The 17,703-nt window shown below is 64.1% G+C and carries 21 protein-coding genes; 14 read left to right on the top strand and 7 right to left on the bottom strand.

The features are described from left to right. Positions 1–112: 112 nt before the first annotated feature. From nthA to HKX24_RS06025, 5 genes are all read left to right on the top strand, one after another. A complete protein-coding gene (gene nthA / locus HKX24_RS06005; RefSeq protein ID WP_271693288.1) occupies positions 113–730 on the top strand; it encodes a nitrile hydratase subunit alpha in 618 nt (205 codons plus the stop codon). Further along, on the top strand, positions 727–1,401 hold the full coding sequence (nthB, locus tag HKX24_RS06010) for a nitrile hydratase subunit beta (protein ID WP_271693289.1): 675 nt from the start codon (positions 727–729) through the stop codon (positions 1,399–1,401). The genes nthA and nthB overlap by 4 nt, the downstream gene beginning before the upstream one ends. Further along, positions 1,398–1,724: a nitrile hydratase accessory protein gene (locus HKX24_RS06015; protein WP_271693290.1), complete on the top strand. Its 327-nt coding sequence runs from the start codon at positions 1,398–1,400 to the stop codon at positions 1,722–1,724. Before nthB ends, HKX24_RS06015 begins: the two co-directional genes overlap by 4 nt. 80 nt (positions 1,725–1,804) lie before the next feature. Continuing rightward, positions 1,805–3,100 (top strand): adenylosuccinate synthase, encoded by a 1,296-nt coding sequence (locus HKX24_RS06020; RefSeq protein WP_067262332.1) that lies wholly within the window; start codon positions 1,805–1,807, stop codon positions 3,098–3,100. 4 nt (positions 3,101–3,104) lie between these two features. Next, on the top strand, positions 3,105–3,332 hold the full coding sequence (locus HKX24_RS06025; protein ID WP_067262328.1) for a DUF2842 domain-containing protein: 228 nt from the start codon (positions 3,105–3,107) through the stop codon (positions 3,330–3,332). A 58-nt stretch (positions 3,333–3,390) separates the two neighbouring features. Here the strand turns inward: HKX24_RS06025 and HKX24_RS06030 are convergent, their stop codons facing one another. Next, positions 3,391–5,538, bottom strand: a complete 2,148-nt coding sequence (locus tag HKX24_RS06030) for a hypothetical protein (RefSeq protein WP_276153877.1) — start codon at positions 5,536–5,538, stop codon at positions 3,391–3,393. Between the two features lie 53 nt (positions 5,539–5,591). On the opposite strand from HKX24_RS06030, the gene HKX24_RS06035 reads away from it, so the two are divergent. Beyond that, positions 5,592–6,287, top strand: coding sequence for a thiamine diphosphokinase (locus HKX24_RS06035; protein ID WP_333909706.1), 696 nt, complete (start codon positions 5,592–5,594; stop codon positions 6,285–6,287). Here HKX24_RS06035 and HKX24_RS06040 read toward each other — a convergent pair. After that, on the bottom strand, positions 6,223–7,149 hold the full coding sequence (locus tag HKX24_RS06040; protein WP_271693292.1) for a DMT family transporter: 927 nt from the start codon (positions 7,147–7,149) through the stop codon (positions 6,223–6,225). The two genes, HKX24_RS06035 and HKX24_RS06040, sit on opposite strands and share 65 nt — an antisense overlap. A 49-nt stretch (positions 7,150–7,198) precedes the next feature. Between HKX24_RS06040 and HKX24_RS06045 the strand changes: the two genes are divergently transcribed. Beyond that, on the top strand, positions 7,199–7,375 hold the full coding sequence (locus HKX24_RS06045; protein WP_276153878.1) for a hypothetical protein: 177 nt from the start codon (positions 7,199–7,201) through the stop codon (positions 7,373–7,375). Positions 7,376–7,429: 54 nt separating this feature from the next. Here the strand turns inward: HKX24_RS06045 and HKX24_RS06050 are convergent, their stop codons facing one another. Beyond that, a complete protein-coding gene (locus HKX24_RS06050; protein WP_271693294.1) occupies positions 7,430–8,821 on the bottom strand; it encodes a diguanylate cyclase in 1,392 nt (463 codons plus the stop codon). A gap of 98 nt (positions 8,822–8,919) precedes the next feature. Between HKX24_RS06050 and HKX24_RS06055 the strand changes: the two genes are divergently transcribed. Together HKX24_RS06055 and HKX24_RS06060 are read left to right on the top strand one after the other, a co-directional pair. Further along, complete coding sequence (locus tag HKX24_RS06055; RefSeq protein WP_271693295.1) at positions 8,920–9,204, top strand: DUF3572 domain-containing protein; 285 nt, start codon at positions 8,920–8,922, stop codon at positions 9,202–9,204. Further along, a complete protein-coding gene (locus HKX24_RS06060; RefSeq protein ID WP_271693296.1) occupies positions 9,195–9,890 on the top strand; it encodes an HAD family hydrolase in 696 nt (231 codons plus the stop codon). Before HKX24_RS06055 ends, HKX24_RS06060 begins: the two co-directional genes overlap by 10 nt. Positions 9,891–9,897: 7 nt before the next feature. Here the strand turns inward: HKX24_RS06060 and HKX24_RS06065 are convergent, their stop codons facing one another. The 3 genes from HKX24_RS06065 to HKX24_RS06075 form a co-directional block, all read right to left on the bottom strand. Continuing rightward, entirely contained in the window at positions 9,898–10,419 is a 522-nt protein-coding gene (locus HKX24_RS06065; RefSeq protein WP_271693297.1) for a YetF domain-containing protein, read from the bottom strand. Next, complete coding sequence (locus HKX24_RS06070; protein ID WP_271693805.1) at positions 10,419–11,018, bottom strand: DUF998 domain-containing protein; 600 nt, start codon at positions 11,016–11,018, stop codon at positions 10,419–10,421. The genes HKX24_RS06065 and HKX24_RS06070 overlap by 1 nt, the downstream gene beginning before the upstream one ends. 114 nt (positions 11,019–11,132) lie before the next feature. After that, complete coding sequence (locus HKX24_RS06075) at positions 11,133–11,279, bottom strand: hypothetical protein (RefSeq protein WP_156505607.1); 147 nt, start codon at positions 11,277–11,279, stop codon at positions 11,133–11,135. Positions 11,280–11,476: 197 nt separating this feature from the next. On the opposite strand from HKX24_RS06075, the gene HKX24_RS06080 reads away from it, so the two are divergent. The 4 genes from HKX24_RS06080 to HKX24_RS06095 are packed head-to-tail and all read left to right on the top strand — an operon-like array spanning position 11,477 to position 15,148. After that, the gene (locus HKX24_RS06080; RefSeq protein WP_271693298.1) at positions 11,477–12,061 is read left to right on the top strand and encodes a heme NO-binding domain-containing protein; all 585 of its coding nucleotides are present in this window, start codon (positions 11,477–11,479) and stop codon (positions 12,059–12,061) included. Beyond that, positions 12,058–13,083, top strand: coding sequence for a GGDEF domain-containing protein (locus HKX24_RS06085; RefSeq protein ID WP_271693299.1), 1,026 nt, complete (start codon positions 12,058–12,060; stop codon positions 13,081–13,083). The genes HKX24_RS06080 and HKX24_RS06085 overlap by 4 nt, the downstream gene beginning before the upstream one ends. Positions 13,084–13,127: 44 nt before the next feature. Further along, a complete protein-coding gene (locus HKX24_RS06090) occupies positions 13,128–14,219 on the top strand; it encodes a glycosyltransferase family 2 protein (protein ID WP_276153879.1) in 1,092 nt (363 codons plus the stop codon). After that, a complete protein-coding gene (locus tag HKX24_RS06095) occupies positions 14,216–15,148 on the top strand; it encodes a glycosyltransferase family A protein (protein WP_271693301.1) in 933 nt (310 codons plus the stop codon). The genes HKX24_RS06090 and HKX24_RS06095 overlap by 4 nt, the downstream gene beginning before the upstream one ends. A gap of 3 nt (positions 15,149–15,151) precedes the next feature. On the opposite strand, the gene HKX24_RS06100 is transcribed toward HKX24_RS06095, so the two are convergent. Next, a complete protein-coding gene (locus tag HKX24_RS06100) occupies positions 15,152–15,898 on the bottom strand; it encodes a WecB/TagA/CpsF family glycosyltransferase (RefSeq protein WP_271693302.1) in 747 nt (248 codons plus the stop codon). A 150-nt stretch (positions 15,899–16,048) separates the two neighbouring features. On the opposite strand from HKX24_RS06100, the gene HKX24_RS06105 reads away from it, so the two are divergent. Beyond that, on the top strand, positions 16,049–17,542 hold the full coding sequence (locus tag HKX24_RS06105; protein WP_271693303.1) for a hypothetical protein: 1,494 nt from the start codon (positions 16,049–16,051) through the stop codon (positions 17,540–17,542). The last annotated feature ends 161 nt before the right edge of the window (positions 17,543–17,703 follow it).

A 17,703-nucleotide genomic window follows, 5' to 3' on the forward strand; every position in this document is an offset into this window, starting at 1 on the left:
AATACTATAGCATGAAATGCGGGTAAATTCGCCCATTTTCTTTGCAGAGAAATGAAGGGATTGCCCGTGATCGGCGATGGACAGCCGAGTGCCGCTGGGGCAGTCTGCCGGCATGCCACATGATCATTCGGACCACGACCACCCCCATGCCCTCCTGCCGCCCGAGCCCGCGCTCAGGGTCAAAGCGTTGGAGACACTGCTGACGGCCAAGGGGCTTATCGACCCCGCCGCCTTGGATGAGATCATCGACACCTATGAAAACCGCATCGGCCCGCGCAACGGGGCCGAGGTCGTCGCCCGCGCCTGGAGCGATCCTGATTTCCGCGCGGCGCTGCTCGAGGATGCGACCGCCGTGGTGGCCGAGATGGGGTTCTTCGGGCGGCAGGGCGAGCATATGGTCGCGGTCGAGAATACGGATGAGGTGCATAATATCGTCGTTTGCACTCTGTGCTCTTGCTACCCTTGGCCGCTTTTAGGCATCCCGCCGGGCTGGTATAAATCCGATGCCTACCGCGCCCGCGTGGTGCGCGAGCCGCGCAAAGTGCTGGCTGAATTCGGCGTCGACCTGCTTGAAGAGACCGCCGTGCGCGTTTGGGATTCGACGGCTGAGGTGCGTTATCTGGTGATCCCGCAACGCCCTGCGGGGAGCGACGGCATGGATGTCGCCGCGCTGGCTGATCTTGTCACCCGCGACAGTATGATCGGCACCGGATTGGCCAAAGCGCCATGACCCGCGTGCATGACATGGGCGGGCGTTTCGGTGATGGCGCGGTGACGCCTGAGGGCGAAGACGTGGTCTTTCACGCCGATTGGCACCGCCGCGCGCTGGCGCTGACCTTGGCCACGGGGACGTTGGGCCAATGGAACATCGACGTGTCGCGCCACGCACGCGAATGTCTGGCCCCGACCGATTACATGCGGTTCAGCTATTACGAGAAATGGATCGCCGGGGTGGCTGATATGCTGGTCGCGCGCGGGGTGGTCAGCCGCGAGGAACTCTCGGGCGAAACCGCGCCCACGCCCAGCCCGCTGGCGGAAAAGGCGCTGAAAGCGCCGCAGGTGGCCGGGGTGCTGGCCCGTGGTGGTCCGGCGGATCGCCCCTCGGACGTCACGCCGCTCTTTGCGCCGGGCGACAGGGTCGTCACCCGCAAGCAGCCGGAAAACGCCATTGTTCCGGGCGGGCACACCCGGCTGCCCGCCTATGCCGCGGGTGCTTCGGGGCGGGTGCTGCGGTTGCATGGCACCCATGTTCTGCCTGATAGCAACGCCCATGATCTGGGCGAAGCGCCTGAGCCGCTTTACGCGGTGGCCTTCCCGGCCTCTGAGCTTTGGGCGCACCCTGAACATCCCCGCGATGAGGTCGTGCTCGACCTCTGGCAAAGCTATCTGGAGGCCCCATGAGCGCCCCGGAGCCCGTGTTCGAGGCGCCATGGCACGCGCAGCTTTTCGCGCTGACGGTGCATCTTAACGAAAGCGGCCTTTTCGACTGGCCCTTCTGGGCCGCCCGCTTTGGCGCGACTTTGGCGCGCCACGGGCTGGCGCGCGCGTTGAACGGCGGGGAGGACTATTTCAACGCTTGGCTCGAAACCCTCGAAACCCTGCTGATCGACGCGGGCCATGCCCGCCCCGGTGATCTGCGCGCCCTGCGCGACGGGTGGGAGGCCGCCTATCTCAGCACCCCGCATGGCGAGCCGGTGCATCTGAAGGCGGGGCAAAGCGTCTAAATCCGCTCCCGCGTTTTTTCGAGTTTCACACGCCTGCCACTGTCGCTATACGGGCGCGGGACATCGCAAAGGAATATATCATGGCCAATGTCGTCGTTGTCGGCGCCCAATGGGGTGACGAGGGAAAAGGCAAGATCGTTGACTGGCTCAGCGAACGCGCCGATGTGATCGCACGCTTCCAAGGCGGGCATAACGCGGGCCACACTCTGGTCATCGACGGCAAGGTCTACAAGCTGCATGCGCTGCCTTCGGGTGTTGTGCGCGGCGGCAAGCTGTCTGTCATCGGCAATGGCGTGGTGCTGGACCCGTGGCACCTGCTGAAAGAGATCGAGACGATCGAAGGGCAGGGGGTTGAGATCAACCCCGAGAACCTGATGATCGCGGAAAACACGCCGCTGATCCTGCCCTTCCACGGTGAGCTTGACCGCGCCCGCGAAGAGGCGGCGAGCAAGGGCACCAAGATCGGCACCACCGGGCGCGGCATCGGGCCGTGCTATGAGGACAAAGTTGGCCGCCGCGCCATCCGCGTGGCCGATCTGGCCGACGCCGCGACATTGGAGGCCCGCGTCGACCGCGCGCTGCAGCACCACGACCCGCTGCGCAAGGGGCTGGGTGTCGAGGCCATCGACCGCGACGCGCTGATCGCGCAACTGCAAGAAATCGCACCGAAAATCCTGCGTTTCGCTGCCCCCGTCTGGAAGGTGCTGGCAGAGAAGCGCAAAGCGGGCAAGCGCATCCTTTTTGAGGGCGCACAGGGCGCGCTTTTGGACATCGACTTTGGCACCTATCCCTTCGTCACCTCCTCAAACGTGATCGCGGGGCAAGCGGCGACCGGTGTGGGCCTCGGCCCCACCGCCATCGACTACGTGCTTGGCATCGTGAAGGCTTACACCACACGCGTTGGCGAAGGCCCCTTCCCGACCGAGCTTGAAGATGCGGACGGTCAACGTCTGGGCGAGCGCGGCCATGAGTTCGGCACCACCACCGGGCGCAAACGCCGCTGTGGTTGGTTCGACGCGGCGCTGCTGCGCCAGACCTGCGCCACCTCCGGCATCACTGGCATTTGTCTGACCAAGCTTGACGTGCTTGACGGCTTCGAGACGCTGAAGGTCTGCGTGGGCTATGAGTTGGACGGTGAACGGCTCGACTATCTGCCCACCGCGGCCGAACAGCAGGCCCGTTGCACGCCGATCTACGAAGAACTGCCGGGCTGGTCCGAATCGACCGAAGGCGCGCGCAGTTGGGCCGACCTTCCGGCCAATGCGATCAAATATGTGCGCCGGGTCGAAGAGTTGATCCAATGCCCCGTGGCCCTCGTCTCGACCTCGCCGGAGCGGGAGGACACCATTCTGGTGACCGACCCTTTCGCGGATTGATCTGATGGCGCTGAGCTACAAGGCGCGTCGCCGTTGGGCGCTGGTGATCCTGCTGATCGGGCTGCCGAGCTATATCGCCGTGGCGGTCTGGACGGTGGCCCAGTTCGACCGCCCGCCGGTGCTGCTTGAGCTTGGCATCTATGTCGCCCTTGGCATCGTTTGGGCGCTGCCGTTCAAATTTGTCTTTCGGGGCATCGGACAGGCCGACCCCGATGCGGAAGACGATCGTTAAAACCCAATAAAAAAGCGCCCCGCGGGGCGCTTTTTCGTAATCAGCGGTGGGCCGTGGTTTAACCCACGGCGCGGTGATCGGGGCGATAACCGATCTCATCCGAGACGGTGAAACGCCCGCCTTTGATCTTTTCGATTTTACCTGCGCGCAGCAGTTGACCGAAGGAGCGCAGCCCGTCTTCGCGGGTGAAATCCGGCAGGCCGATCGAGCGGACCTTGCCCATCAACTGCGGGCGAGAGAATTGGTCACGTCCCTCGACGAAAGACATGTATGATGCCGCCGCCTCAAGCAGTTCGGGCAGCTTGGTGGCACCCATGTCGGCGGCGAAATCGGCAAAGCTTTCGGCATCGGGGTTGGTTTTGACCGGCTCCACCACGGCGGCCACTCGGCGCGGACGCACGGGGCCCGCGCTGCGCAGCTTGTCGACATCGATGCGCTGTTCGGCCACCAGTTTCAGCGGGGCGGAGCGGGCATCGGCCTTGGGCCGCTCGGTCCGGGCCGGGCGGGTGACGGGGCGGCGCGGGCGGACCACATCGGCCAAGTCTTCGCGGTAGGCGTCATCCGAGGTCGCGGTGGTGGCGCGGCCCCCCATTGCTTCGTCGGCTTTCTTGGCGGCCACGGCGGCGCGCAGATGGGCAAAGGCATCGCGGCGCGTGGTGCTTTCGGCCTCATCCATCTTGCTGTCGGTTTCCGCCATCAGGCGCGACATGTCGGGGCCGGTCTCATCGTCGATGGTGGGCAGGCTGTGACGGGCCGCTTGCGCAGGCTCGGGCTGCTCTTCGACTGGCTCCGCGGCGGCTTCGACCTCTTCGGGCTCTTCCTGAGCGGGCGCCGCTTCCGGCTCGGCCATTTCAACCGCAGGCGCAGGCGTCTCTTCGGCCTCTTGCGGAGCGGCGGCACCGAGTTCGGCTTCCAATGCGGCCAATTCGCGGGCCAGCTCGTCTTCATCCTCGGGCGACAGGGAAGAGCTGCGCTTTTCCTCTGTCTTCGCGGCAGGTGCCTCTTGCGGTGCAGGGTCCGAGACCTCTTCAAGATCGCCCCGCGCCACGGCAGCTTCGAGATGCGCGCGCTTGACCTTGATCACGCGCCCTTTGCGCGGCAGGTCGGCGGCGTCGATTTCCGGTGCGGCTTCGGCTTGGGCTTCGGACTCAGGCTGCTCATCGGCCTCGGCGTCGAACAGGCTCTCGTCCGTCTCGGCGCTTTTGGCCTCATCCTCCTCTTCGGCCTCAAGCCGGTAGAGGATATCGGCGAGATCGTCGTCCTCATCCTCCGCAGCCTCCTGCGCCATTTCGGTCGCTTCATCGGCCTCCAGCGCGTCTTCGATGTCACGGCGGGCGGCGGCGATGGCGGCTTGGCTCTCTTCCGGCGCGGCTTGCGTTTCAGCGGTGGCGCGGGCCACGGGCGCGGCTTCTTCTTCGTCATAGCCAGCCGCTTCGTCTTCGTCCTGCTGGGCGACGACGGCGCGGATGCGCTGCAGCTTCGCGGCGATGCTGTCGGCAGGGGCGGCGCTTGCGGTGGGCAGCTCTTCGACGCTGGCCTCCTGCGCTTCGTCCTCGAAATGAGTCTGCGGCTGCGGGCTGGCGGCAAAGAAGGCTTCGGCTTCGCTGGTGTCCTCGGCCTCGGCAGCCGGTGCAGGCTCTGGGGCAGGCGCGGGCTCTTCAGCGGTCTCTGCGATCTGGGGTTCCGGTGTGGCGGGCGCTTCCACGGCGGCGGTGTCGGCGATCTCGGCCTTGAGGGGGGCGGGGGCCTCTTCCTCTACCGGTGCAGGCTGTGCTGCGACGGGGGCTTGCGGCGCTGCGGCCTCAGCTTGAGCCGGCACGGCGGCGGGGGCCGCCGCTGGAGGCGCTTGGGCCGGAGCTTCGGCGCTTTGGTTCTCCAGCGCGCTCAGTACGATCTTGCCTTCTTGCTCGCGGGCTTGCACCCGGCGGGAAACTTCGCGCTGCGCGATCCGGGCGAGCATCTCGGCATCGGGTTGCGGTGGTTCGGCACCGAAGTAGCGGTCATCCGAGGCCAGATCGCGGAAATACTCGGCAATGGCCTTCATCGTGCCGAAGGAATCGTCGAAGCCTTCCAGCGTGCACGAAAAAGTGCCATAGGAGACCGTCAAGATTTTGTTGCTGTTCATCATCGGATGCTCGTCCTCTGCGGTGTTGCAGGTATCGTTTACCACGATGTCCAAGACCAAAGCGGCTCGAATCTGTGCCATTCAACGTATGATTTCAAGGCAAGATTAAGGCAGATTTCCAAAAGGGGCATTAATTGACCACTTCAGAGCATATCGTAAGGGAGGAGGGGCCAGTTACGCTGCTGGGCGGCGGAGAGGTCTTCGCGGGGGACATTGAGGCGGCGCTGGCGCTGGCCCCGACCTGCGTGGCGGCAGACAGCGGGGCTGCGGTGGGCGTGGCGGCGGGGGTGGAACTGGCCGCGGTTATCGGCGATCTTGATTCCGCCCCGGCAGAGGTGTTGGCCCAAATCCCGGCCGCGCGGCGCCACCGCATCGCCGAGCAAGAGAGCACCGATTTCGACAAGGCGCTGACGCGGATCGACGCGCCGCTGGTGCTCGGGGTCGGTTTTACCGGGGCGCGGTTGGATCATCAGCTTGCGGCTTTTAACACGCTCGCCACCCATCCACATCGCTCCTGCATCTTGCTGGGTGCGCATGAGATCGTGCTGCTGGCCCCGCCGCGGATCACGCTGCCGACGGCGGCGGGGGATGTGGTCTCACTCATGCCTCTGACCCCGGTGACGGGGCGCAGCCAAGGGTTGGAATGGCCGATCGACGGGCTGGATTTCGCGCCGGGTGGCCGGACCGGCACGTCGAACCGCGCCTTGGGGCCGGTCACGCTTGAGATCGATGGCCCTGATATGCTGCTGATTCTGCCGCGCCGTCTTATGGCGCCACTGGCGGCGCAACTGCTGCGGCCAGAGCACGCGCCGTGGCCCGCTCGCGCATGACGATGTAAAGCCCCGCGCCCACGGTGATCAGAATGCCGAGGCCCGCCAATGGGTTGGGCAAGTCGGAGAAGATCAACAGCCCAAGCAGCGTGGCAAAGGGAATTTCCAGATATTGCATCGGCGCCAAAGTGGCCGAGGGGGCAAAGCGCAGGGACCAGGTCATCAAAAGATGCGCCACCGTGCCGAGCACCCCGATGCCGAGCAGGAGGGTCCAGTCGAGCGCATCGGGTTGGATGAGCCGAAGCGGCGCAATCTGTGTCATGGTGCCAAGCGCAAGGAGCGGCAGGATCATCACCACCGCCATGACCCCGCTGACGGCCTGCAGGCTGATCGGATCGGTCTCTTTCGCGATTTGGCGCGTCACCAGCATGAAGAAAGAAAAGACGACCGCCACGACGACGGGCAGCAGCGCGGGCCAGCCGACATTGGCAAAGCTCGGCTGCACGATCAAAAGCGTGCCGAGAAAGCCCACGATGCTCGCGCCCAAACGTCTGGGGCCGACCTCTTCGTTCAGGATGAACTTGCCGAGCAGCAGCATGAAAAAAGGCATGACGAATGCAATGGCAACCGCATCGGCGAGGGGCAGGTATTTCAGCGCGGTGAACATCGCCGCGATGCCCGCCATATGCAAAAGGGAGCGTAGAAAGGTCAGCCGTAACACCCGGCCCCGCATCCGCCAGATGCGCCCGGAGTACCAGACGATGGGGATCAGGATCAGCGCCTGAATGACAAAGCGGAGCAGCACCACCTGCCCCAAGGGGACCGAAGCGCCCAGTAATTTGGCCACCGCATCGCCCACGGGGGCGACGATGCAGAAGCCCATCATGAGGGCTATTCCGATGAGGGGCCGATCCTGTTGCATTGCGTTACGCTAAGGAAGCTTTGGTGCAAATGCAATCTTTGGTTGAAGTTTGATTGCTGTTGTCTCGTGCTTTTTCTCAGAGGCAGAGGCAGAGGCAGAGGCAGAGGCAGAGGCAGAGGCAGAGGCAGAGGCAGAGGCAGAGGCAGAGGCAGAGGCAGAGGCAGAGGCAGAGGCAGAGGCAGAGGCAGAGGCAGAGGCAAAGGCACGATCAACACCTCGCTCTTGAAGGCAGAGGACCTTGCCCAACTTCCAGCGGCAACGCGCCCCGCCTGTCCGAACCTCAGGCCGCGGGGCGGCTCAGGTTCACCCGGTTCCGGCCATGGGTTTTTGCCGTGTAAAGCGCCCGATCCGCCCGCGCCATCAAGGCTTCGGCTGACAGCGGGTGGCCTTCCTCTTCCACTGGGCCGACGGAAAGACCGATGCTGATGGTCACATGGATCGGCTGGGGCGTGCCGGGAACGACAAAGCCGCGGTTGCCGATATCGGCACAGATGGCCGCCGCCGTCTTCTCTGCATCCGCAAGGCCGGTGCCGGGCATGACGATCAGAAATTCCTCCCCCCCGATCCGGGCCACAAGGTCCATGCCACGCAGGTTGTTGCGCAGCCGTTCCGCCGTTTGCACCAGAACGGAATCCCCCGCGGCATGGCCGTAACGGTCATTGATGCCTTTGAAGTGGTCCAGATCGGCGACCATTACCGAAAAGGGGCGGGCGGTCGCAACGGCATGTTCCGCGATATGGTCCAGATGGGGCAGGGCATAGCGGCGGTTGTGCAGCCCTGTCAGCGGGTCGAAAACGGCGGCCTTCAGCCCCGTGCGCACCGTGTCGCGCAGTTGGTCCGTCATTCGCTTGCGGCGCAAGATCGCATGCAGGCGCAGCGCCATTTCCGCCGGGTTGAAACCTTCGGTCATCAAATCATCCGCCCCCAGATCAAGGGCGGTGGCAGCAAGCGCTGCATCCGGGGCCAGCTGCACCACCAGCAGCCCGGTGTGGCGGGTCTGGGCGTTGGCCCGCAGGGTCGAGATCAGACGCAAGGCTGCCGTGGCGGGCACAGGGTCTTTGGGCAGAACCAAAACGAATGCGTCGGGCGGTCCATTGGCGGCGGCGCGAATGGCCTCTTCCGGATTGGCGAGGGTGAGGCGCGCGCGCAACTGAGGGCGGAGTTGTTTGGCCCAATTCACGCTTACCGCGCTGTCGGAATGGATGATCACACAGTGGCTGCGGGCGGTGAATTCCGCCGCAGGCTCCGCCAGCCCTAGCGCGCGGGTCGTATCCTCGCGCATTTCCCATTCGTCCGCCGCGTTGCGGGCGCGGATGAGGCTGCGGGTCTGGCCCAACAGCAACGTGCAATCAAGCGGTTTCAGCAGCACATCGCTCGCCCCCGCTTCGAGTGCTGTAAAGCGGTCGACGGCCTGATCGCTATTCCCGATGGCCAAGACCGGTAGCTGCGCGGTATCGGGAGAGGCTTTGAGCACGCGACAGAGGTCCGCCGCGCCGCCACCCGGCAATGTCAGCGCGCAGATCACCAGATCCGGCGGGTTTTCCCGCAGGCAGGCCAAAGCCTCTTCCATGTCTTCGGCCTGAACGACGTGATAGTATGCCGCACAAAGCTTGACCTTGAGGGCGATGCGATTGGTCGCGATCGCATCTGCAATAAGGATGGTCCCTTGCACGACAACTCCTTCACCGTACAAATCAGTTTGATGCGAGAGTCTTTGCCCCCTAATGGTTAACAAAGGGTTTCCAACCTTCAGCAAAAGACGGTTTTCCAATGTCCTATACCCAAGACACCGCCGAGACTTTGGCGCTTCAGGCGCTGGGCTGGCTGGCGGCGAATGGTGATCTGTTGCCGGTGTTTCTGGGCAGCACCGGTGCCTCCGAAGCGGACCTCAAAACGCAGGCAAGCGACCCTATTTTTCTGGGCGCTGTGCTGGATTTCCTGATGATGGACGACGCGTGGGTGATCGGGTTTTGCGACCATCTGGCGATCCCCTATGAGCGGATCATGCAAGCCCGCGCGGCGCTGCCCGGGGGGGAGCAGGTGCATTGGACTTAAGAAATGTTAAAGCGCTGCTGTTCGACAAGGATGGCACGCTTTTCGACTTCGCCGCGACTTGGGAGCCTTGGGCCGAGGCCTTCTTGCTGCGGGTCTGCGAGGGGGATCGCGGGCTGGCCGCACGGGTGGGCGCGGACATCGGCTTTGACCTCGCCACGCGCCGTTTCGCACCGGACAGCATCGCCATCGCCGGCACGCCGCATGAGGTGGTCGATGCCTTGGTCCCGCATTTCCCAGACCTGCTGCCAGCGGATCTGTTGGACATCATCAACGCCGAAGCCAGCGCCGCGCCACAGCGCGAGGCGGTGCCGCTGAAACCGTTTCTGCAAGGGCTCCGCGACCGGGGTCTGCGCCTTGGCGTGGCGACGAATGATGCCGAACACCCCGCGCGGGCCCATCTGCTGGCCGCGGGGGTGGTCGATATGTTCGACTTTATCGCAGGATTTGACAGCGGCCATGGGGGCAAGCCGTCGCCGGGGCAGTTGCACGCCTTTGCCGCCCATGTGAACCTTCCCGCCGCCTCTGTCGCGATGATCGGAGACAGTGTTCACGATCTGGAAGCCGCGCGGGTGGCGGGGATGCTGCGGGTCGCGGTGCTGACCGGCCCCGCCACGGCGGAAGACCTCGCCCCCTATGCTGATTTGGTCTTGCCGGATATCAGCCATTTGGCGGAGCGCTTGACCTGAGGACGCTTTATTTTTCGACCATGCGCGCGCCTTCGAGCAGCCCCTCTTCAAGGGTATCGCCATGCAGGACCGAGATATCGCCCGTGGTCTCCAAGACCACCGCGCGCACATCCGAGAAGCGCAGTGCATTGGCCTCTCGCAACTTGGCGATCAGATCGGCGCGCGCGACGCGGGTCTCGCTGAGGGCGGCATCGAAAATCTCACCCTCCCGCATCAGGATCACGGGTTCGTTCTGCACGGCCTGCTCAAAGCTGTCGGAAGCCTGCCGTATTTTCGCGATGACGAATTGCGCGCCGAGCAGGGCGGAGATGGCCAAGGTCGGCTGCGCAAACTCCGGCCAAGTGGTGGCCTGACAGGCGCCGGCTAGCAGCGAGCCGGTGGCGACCGTGGCGACAAAGTCAAAAGCGGTCATCTTTGAAAAGGTGCGCAGCCCGATGACCCGGACAACGATGATCACCCAAGTCAGCGCAATGGCCGAAAGCAGCAGCGCCCGGGCGAGGATATCCAGCGAGAGGTGATCAAAGAACATCAGCCATGCCCCCCATTCAATGCCCGGCCCCGTTGGATAAAGAACCGCCCCAGAAGCACCACCATCGCCATGGCAATCAGGCCCAGATAGCGCTCATAGACGCCATCAATGCCGGTGGGCAGAAAAAAGAACGGCGGGGCCGAGACCAGCCAGAGGAGCGAGATCACCTTGAGCGATTTGGCAAGAAAGCTTGATATATCGGCGAACCCCTTCGACAGCAGCCAAGGCACGGTGAGCATGATCAGGCCGAGCGCGTAGACCAGATAGATATGGATCACCACACCATCGGAATCGCGGTCTCCGTATTCGTTGCGCGCGCCGACCAGAAAGACGATGAGCCCCAGCAGGGCGAGCCCGATGGTGGCGATGCTCCACCAGCGGTCGCCGAAATGCACATGGGCGCAAAGCAGGGCGCAGGCGATGAGCGCGGCAGAGAAGGCATAGATGCCGATGTCGACAATGAACTCATACCGTCCCGCGCCCAAATCGCTGATCGTGTCGGCGATCCAATCGTGATCCGGCACGACGAAATCCGCGATCAGGATCGATACGGCGAATATCACACAGCCAAGAATGGCCACCCAGCCCAGACAGACCATAAACCCCGGCGCGCTGTGCTGCCGGGGTGCTGTGACGTCATTGTTCATGTTGCGTAACCCTTCTTGGCCGCCTTAGTCGGTCAAAGGTCCGACCCCGTGGTCGGACCCAAAGTATCAATCCGAAAGTCGTGAGCGTTCTTCGGCGTTGGGGCTGCCGGCGGGGGCTTCGTCCAATGTGGCCTCAGGGCGGTGCAGGTCTTCTTGAGGTTTCTTGGGCGGTGTCTTGTTCTCGTCCTTGGGGTGTTTGGGATCATCGCTCATGGAAAGTCTCCTCAGGCTGGGGAGAGACGGGGCATCGCCTCTTCTTCCTTTACCGAACGCGCAGCATATGGCGGCGGTTCCGCGCGCGGGGCGGGGCGGGGCGGGGCCAAGGCAATTTCCCGACAACTGTATTCATCAGGTCAATCTTAACCACTGCCCCCGCAATCTGGGGTTGGGAAAATGGGAATGAGGCAATCATGCACGGGCTTATCAACCGCAGCATTCAAAACTACTTTTGCGCGAACTACGGGCAGAGGCTCTGGGCCGATGTGGCCGCGCGGGCCGGGTTGGATTTCACCGAATTCGAGGCGATGATGACCTATCCGGATCACGTCACCCCGGCGGTGCTCGAAGCGGTCTGTGCCGTGCTGGACCGGCCCCTGGCCGAGGTGATGGAGGATGTCGGCACCTTCCTCGTGGCGCAGCCGGGCTATGAGGCCGTGCGGCGCTTGCTGCGGTTCGGCGGGGTCAGCTTCAGCGATTTCCTGCAATCGCTCGACGATCTGCCGGACCGGACCCGCCTTGCCCTGTCGGAACTGCATCTGCCCCCGGTCGAACTGCGCGAAGACCCCGATGGCCAGTATTCCCTGATCTGTGAGGCGCCGCTCGTGGGATACGGCTATCTGATGATGGGGGTTCTGCGTGCTATGGCCGACGACTATGGCGCGCTGGTGCTGTTGGAGCATTGCGGGCGATCCGAAGGCGTCGAAGCGTTGAAAATCATTCTGGTCGTGGCCGAATTCTCCGAAGGGCGCCGGTTTGAGCTTGGGGCGCGGGCATGAGTGGCGCAGGCCACGATCCGGCGGTTCTGGACAAGCTTTGCCCGATGCATCTGCTGCTCTCAGCCAGCGGCAGAATTCGCCACGCTGGGCCCACGATCCAGAAGTTGCGCCCGCGGACGCCGCTGGCGGGGCGGCGGTTTCTGGATACGGTCACCGTCAAACGGCCCCGTGGCATAGCGGGGATGGAGGACCTGCGCCGGGCGGCAGGGGTCAAGCTGCACCTCGCTTTTCGCGATGCGCCGCGGACCGAGTTGAAGGGCCTGCTGGTGCCGCTGGGGGATCGGCGGTTGATCGTGAACCTCTCTTTCGGGATTTCGATTTTCGACGGGGTGCAGGACTATGCGCTGACCAATGCGGATTTCGCCGCCACCGATCTGGCGATCGAGATGTTGTACCTGATGGAGGCGAAATCCGCCGCGATGGAAGCCTCGCGCCGTTTGAACCTGCGCCTGCAAGAGGCGCGGATCGCGGCGGAGGAACAGGCCTTTACCGATACGCTGACGGGGCTGAAAAACCGGCGCGCGCTCAACGCGGTGCTGGAGAGGTTGATCACCGCCGGTGAGGGGTTTGCCGTGATGCATGTCGATCTCGACTATTTCAAAGCGGTGAATGACCGATTGGGCCATGCGGCGGGCGATCATGTGCTGCAAGTCGTCGCCCGGATCATGCAGCAAGAGACGCGCAGCTCTGACATGGTGGTGCGTTTGGGCGGGGATGAGTTCACCGTGGTTCTGCCCGATGTGCGCAGCGAGGGCATCCTGCGCGGGATCGGCCAGCGGATCATCGACCGGCTCGAAGAGCCCATTCACTTTAAGGGCGAGGTCTGCAAAGTCTCTGCCAGCATCGGCACGGTCTGGATTCAGCGGGGGGACCGGCGATCGCGCGACGTGGTCTTGGCCAATGCCGATGCCGCGCTCTATGCCTCGAAACACGCAGGCCGGGCGCGGCATACCTTCTTTGACCCCGCCCTGCGCGCGGGGGGCGGGATGGTCGCCGCACCTGTCGAAAAGGGCGGCGGCTAATCGCTCGGGGGCGCTGCGGGGCAGGGCGGAAGGGCACGGGGGCAGTGGACCGCGCAGAGCGGCTGGCGTATCACAAGGGCATGAAATCGCCCCTGCATCTGTTCCGCCGCCTGCGCCAACGCCTGCACAACGCCCGCCGTCGCGCGCGTTTTGCCGCCTCCTTGCAGCATTTGCATGGGCCGAGCAAACTCGACACCGCCCCGGCCGAGGTGGTGCTGATCGCCTTGGTGCGCGACGGCAGCTATTACCTCGACGCTTTCTTTCGCCATTACCGCGCGATGGGGGTGCAGCATTTCGTCTTTATCGACAACGGCTCACGTGATGACACCATCGCCCGGGTCAAGGCCCAAAAGGGCACGGTGATCGACCGTTGCACTCTGCCGTTGGCCGAATACGAAGACCTGATCCGCCAATACCCCGCGCAGACCTATGGCAAGGACCGCTGGTGTCTCTATGTCGGTATGGACGAGATTTTCGATTTCGAAGGGCGCAGCCAGATCGGCATCAAGGGGCTGACCACCTATCTCGACCGGCAAGGCTATACCGCCTTGGCCGCGCAGATGCTTGAGATGTTTCCCAAAACCAGCCTCGCGGCGGCGGCGGGGATGCCCTACAAACAGGCGCTGCAATCCTTCCTGTATTACGACATCAGCGCGGTGCGCAAAATCGATTACCACAGCCCGGAGATTCCGTTCTCCGCCCTGCTGGCCGACAATGCGCTTTCTAACGAGGCGGTGAAATTCGCTTTCGGCGGCGTGCGTGGCAAGGTCTTTGGCGAAGACTGCTGCCTGACGAAACATCCGCTGATTTTCAATGGGCCAGAGGTCACGCCCGCGCCGCATCCGCATCTCTCTTCGGGGGTGCGGGTGGCGGATATGACGGCGGTGATCAAGCACTATAATTTCGCCAATGACGCCGCCGCGCGGGATGCCGAGACGCTGGGCGCGGGCAACCTGTCTCATGGCGAAGACGCGCGGCGCATGGCGGTGATCGGGCAGAACCCTGATGTGTCGCTCTTCTCGCTGGACGCGCGGCGCTGGAACCGGGTCGAACTTCTCTATCGTGCGGGCTTTCTGGTGCCGTCGGAGGCCTATAGCGCCCATGTCGCCGCTTGGCGTGATGAGCATGCCGCATGAGCATCGGTGCTGTCGTCATCGGCCGGAATGAGGGCGCGCGGTTGGAGCGGTCCTTGCAAGGACTGGCAGGGCAGGTGACGCAGATCGTCTATGTCGACAGCGGCTCGACCGATGGCTCGGTCGCCATGGCGCGGGGGCTGGGGGCCGAGGTGATCGAGCTTGACATGCAGCAGCCCTTCACCGCCGCGCGGGCGCGCAATGCGGGCATGGCGGCATTGGGTGAGGGGATCACGCTGGTGCAGTTCCTCGACGGGGATTGCATCCTTCGAGACGGTTGGCTGGCGGTGGCGGAGGCCCATCTGAGCGCCCATCCGCAGGTCGCCGTGGTCTGCGGCAGACGACGTGAGGAAAACCCCGAGGCTTCCGTCTACAACAGGCTGATCGACCGCGAGTGGGATACGCCCGTGGGCGAGGCGCTTGCTTGTGGCGGTGACGCGCTGATGCGCTTGGACGCGCTGCGCGCCGTGGACGGCTACCGGGCCGAGATGATCGCCGGGGAAGAGCCGGAGCTTTGCCAAAGGCTGCGCCGCGCGGGCTGGCAGATATGGCGGCTCGACGCCGAGATGACATGGCACGACGCGCAGATCACTAAGGTCGGTCAGTGGTGGCGGCGCAGCCTGCGGGCGGGCCATGCCTTTGCCGAAGGAGCCGCGCTACATGGCCGCGGGCCGGATCGGCATTGGGTGGCCGAAACGCGCCGCGCGCTGCTCTGGGGGGCGCTTCTGCCCGCCGTGATCCTGCTCTTGGCGCTGGTGCTCCCTTGGGCCGGGCTTGGGCTGGCATTGCTTTATCCGCTGCAACTGTTGCGGTTGATGCGGCGGGGCGGGGTGGCTTGGGGCTTCTTCACCCTGCTGGGCAAATTCCCCGAAGCCTTGGGCGTGCTCAAATACCACATGCGCCGCGACGGGCGGATCATCGAATACCGCTGAGGGCTAGCGCGCGCGCCATGCCGCCAGCGTCAATCGCGGCAGGATCGCGAAACAACGGGCATAGCGCGGCACCATCCGCTGCGGGCTTTGCATAGCCCGCCAAAGCCACTCCAAAGCCAGCATCCGCATCCATTTCGGCGCGCGGCGCTGCCGCCCGGCGAGGAAGTCCAACCCCGCCCCGATCGAGGCAAAGCCCACCCCCGGCGCTATGTCGCGCCCCCGTGCGGCAAGGATCTCTTGCTTGGGCGCGCCAAGGGCCAGAAAACAAAGACGCGCGCCGCTTTGGGCGATCTCCCACAGGGCGGTATCCGCCTCGGCACTTTCGGGGTCAAAGCCCATGGGCGGGGCGGCGATATGGCAAATCTCCAACCCCGGCAGGTGGGTCCGCAGGGCCGCTGCGGCCCCTTGCAGCGCGCCCTCATCGCTGCCGAAAAAGGCGACAGGCAGCGAGTGTGCGGCGGCCAATTCGCAGAGCGGCAAAATCAGATCGGAGCCGGGCATCAGCTCGACCGGCTGGTTGGCGAGTTGCGAAAGCCAGACCACGGGGCGGCCATCGGCCACGATGAAATCCTGCGCGCGATAGGCGGCGGCGAAGCCCGCATCGCGGGGCAATTTGGTCAGATGGTCGAGGTTGAGCGTAGCAAGGGCGAATCCCTGATCCGTGGCAAAGCGCGCGCGCAGGGCCTGAAACAATGCGGCCCGCGTCGCCACATTGACCTCCACGGCGGCAGTGCCCGTGCCATACTTCATGCCGCGCCCTCCGCTGTCACGCCGACGCTGGCAGGCGAAGGAACATAAGCTGCGCGCTCTATGCCATTGATTTCATGTGCCATCTATCAAACAAGCCCGCGCCAAAGTGAACCTGCGGCAAAACTAGCGGGATGACAGGGCCGGGGCCAGATGGTATTTTCGCCCGGCCCCATCCTGCCGCGCCCCGAGGCGGCTTTCGCGAAGGACGTCATGCCAAATCCCGTCGCCTATCTGATGTTGCTGATCTGGCCCATCGTCTGTCTGGCCCTGTTTCGCAACCTGCCGCTCCAGCGGGCGCTGATCTGGTCGATCCTTGGCGGCTATCTATTCCTGCCCCCGCTGGCGGAGTTCAACCTGCCGCTGGTGCCGGGGCTCGACAAAGTGTCGATCCCGAACCTGAGTGTCTTGCTGATCATCTGGCTGGGCACGCAAGAGAAACTGCAGCTTTGGCCCGCCTCCCGTCTGGCGGGGCTTTTGGTGCTGGGGCTGGTATTTTCGGCGGTGCCCACGGTGCTGACCAATGGCGATCCGATCCTGTTCCAGTCGATCCGCGGCTTTGAGCCGATCCTTTTCCCCGTCGACACGCTGCCGGGGCTTTCGATCCGGGACATCGGCTCGGTGCTGATCGGGCAGGTGCTGATGCTGGTGCCCTTCCTGCTGGCGCGGCAGTTCCTTGCGGATGAAAAGGGGCTGCGGGAATTGCTCTTGGCCTTCATGGTAGGCGGGGTGATCTACTCGGTGCCTTCGCTGTTCGAGATCCGTTTCTCACCGCAGCTCAACACATGGATCTACGGGTTCTTCCAGCACTCCTTTGAACAGATGATGCGCAATGGGGGCTTTCGCCCCATCGTGTTCCTGCCCCATGCGCTGTGGCTGGCGCTGTTTATGTGTATCGCGCTGCTGTCGGCGGTGGCGCTGGCGCGGCAGACCCCGGTGATCGACCGCTGGAAGATGCTCTTGCTGGCGGGCTATCTCGCCGTGGTTCTGCTGCTTTGCAAAAGCCTTGCCTCGCTGGCCTATGCGCTGCTTTTGGTGCCGATGGTGCTGCTGACCCCGGCGCGGTGGCAGATCCGGCTGGCGGTGGTTTTTGCCATCGTGGCGGTGATCTATCCGATGCTGCGCAACGCCGGTCTGGTGCCGCTCGATGCGATCCTTGCACAGGCCGAGGCGATCAGCGCGGACCGGGCACAATCGCTTGGCTACCGCTTCATGAACGAAGAGCAACTGCTGGCGCGGGCCGCCGAGAAACCGTGGTTCGGCTGGGGTGGATGGGGGCGCAACCTGATCCGCGATGCGACGAACGGCAATATACTGTCGATCCCCGATGGGCGCTGGATCATCGTTTTCGGCACGTTCGGCTGGCTGGGCTACCTATGTGAGATGGGCCTTCTGGCGCTGCCGATCATCCTTGTGGGGCTGCACCTCTACCGGAAGGGCGATGCGGCCCTATCCCCATGGCTCGCACCGTTGCTCTTGATCCTTGGGATTACCATGATGGACATGTTGCTTAATGCCACGCTGACGCCGCTTACTTGGCTCACGGCTGGGGCGATCCTTGGCCATGCCGAAGGGTTGGCGGCGGCGCGCAAGGGGCGGAACAGGATCGACGCCCCCGCGTTGAACGCAAAGCGGACGGTTTTCTAAACCGCGACCCATTCACGGCGCTGTGAAGTGATTTTGGCCGAAAGTGACCCTAGGGCACGTTATCGGCTCATTTTCGCCAGATTTGCCTGTTGTATGCTTCACCCGAAGCTTAAATTGAACCTCAAGGGTGCCGCACTCTGGCCAAGCGGGCGGTGGGACAT

The sequence above is a fragment of the Sulfitobacter sp. M85 genome (genome assembly GCF_029285915.1).
In the GTDB taxonomy this organism is placed as follows: Bacteria; Pseudomonadota; Alphaproteobacteria; order Rhodobacterales; family Rhodobacteraceae; genus Sulfitobacter; species Sulfitobacter faviae.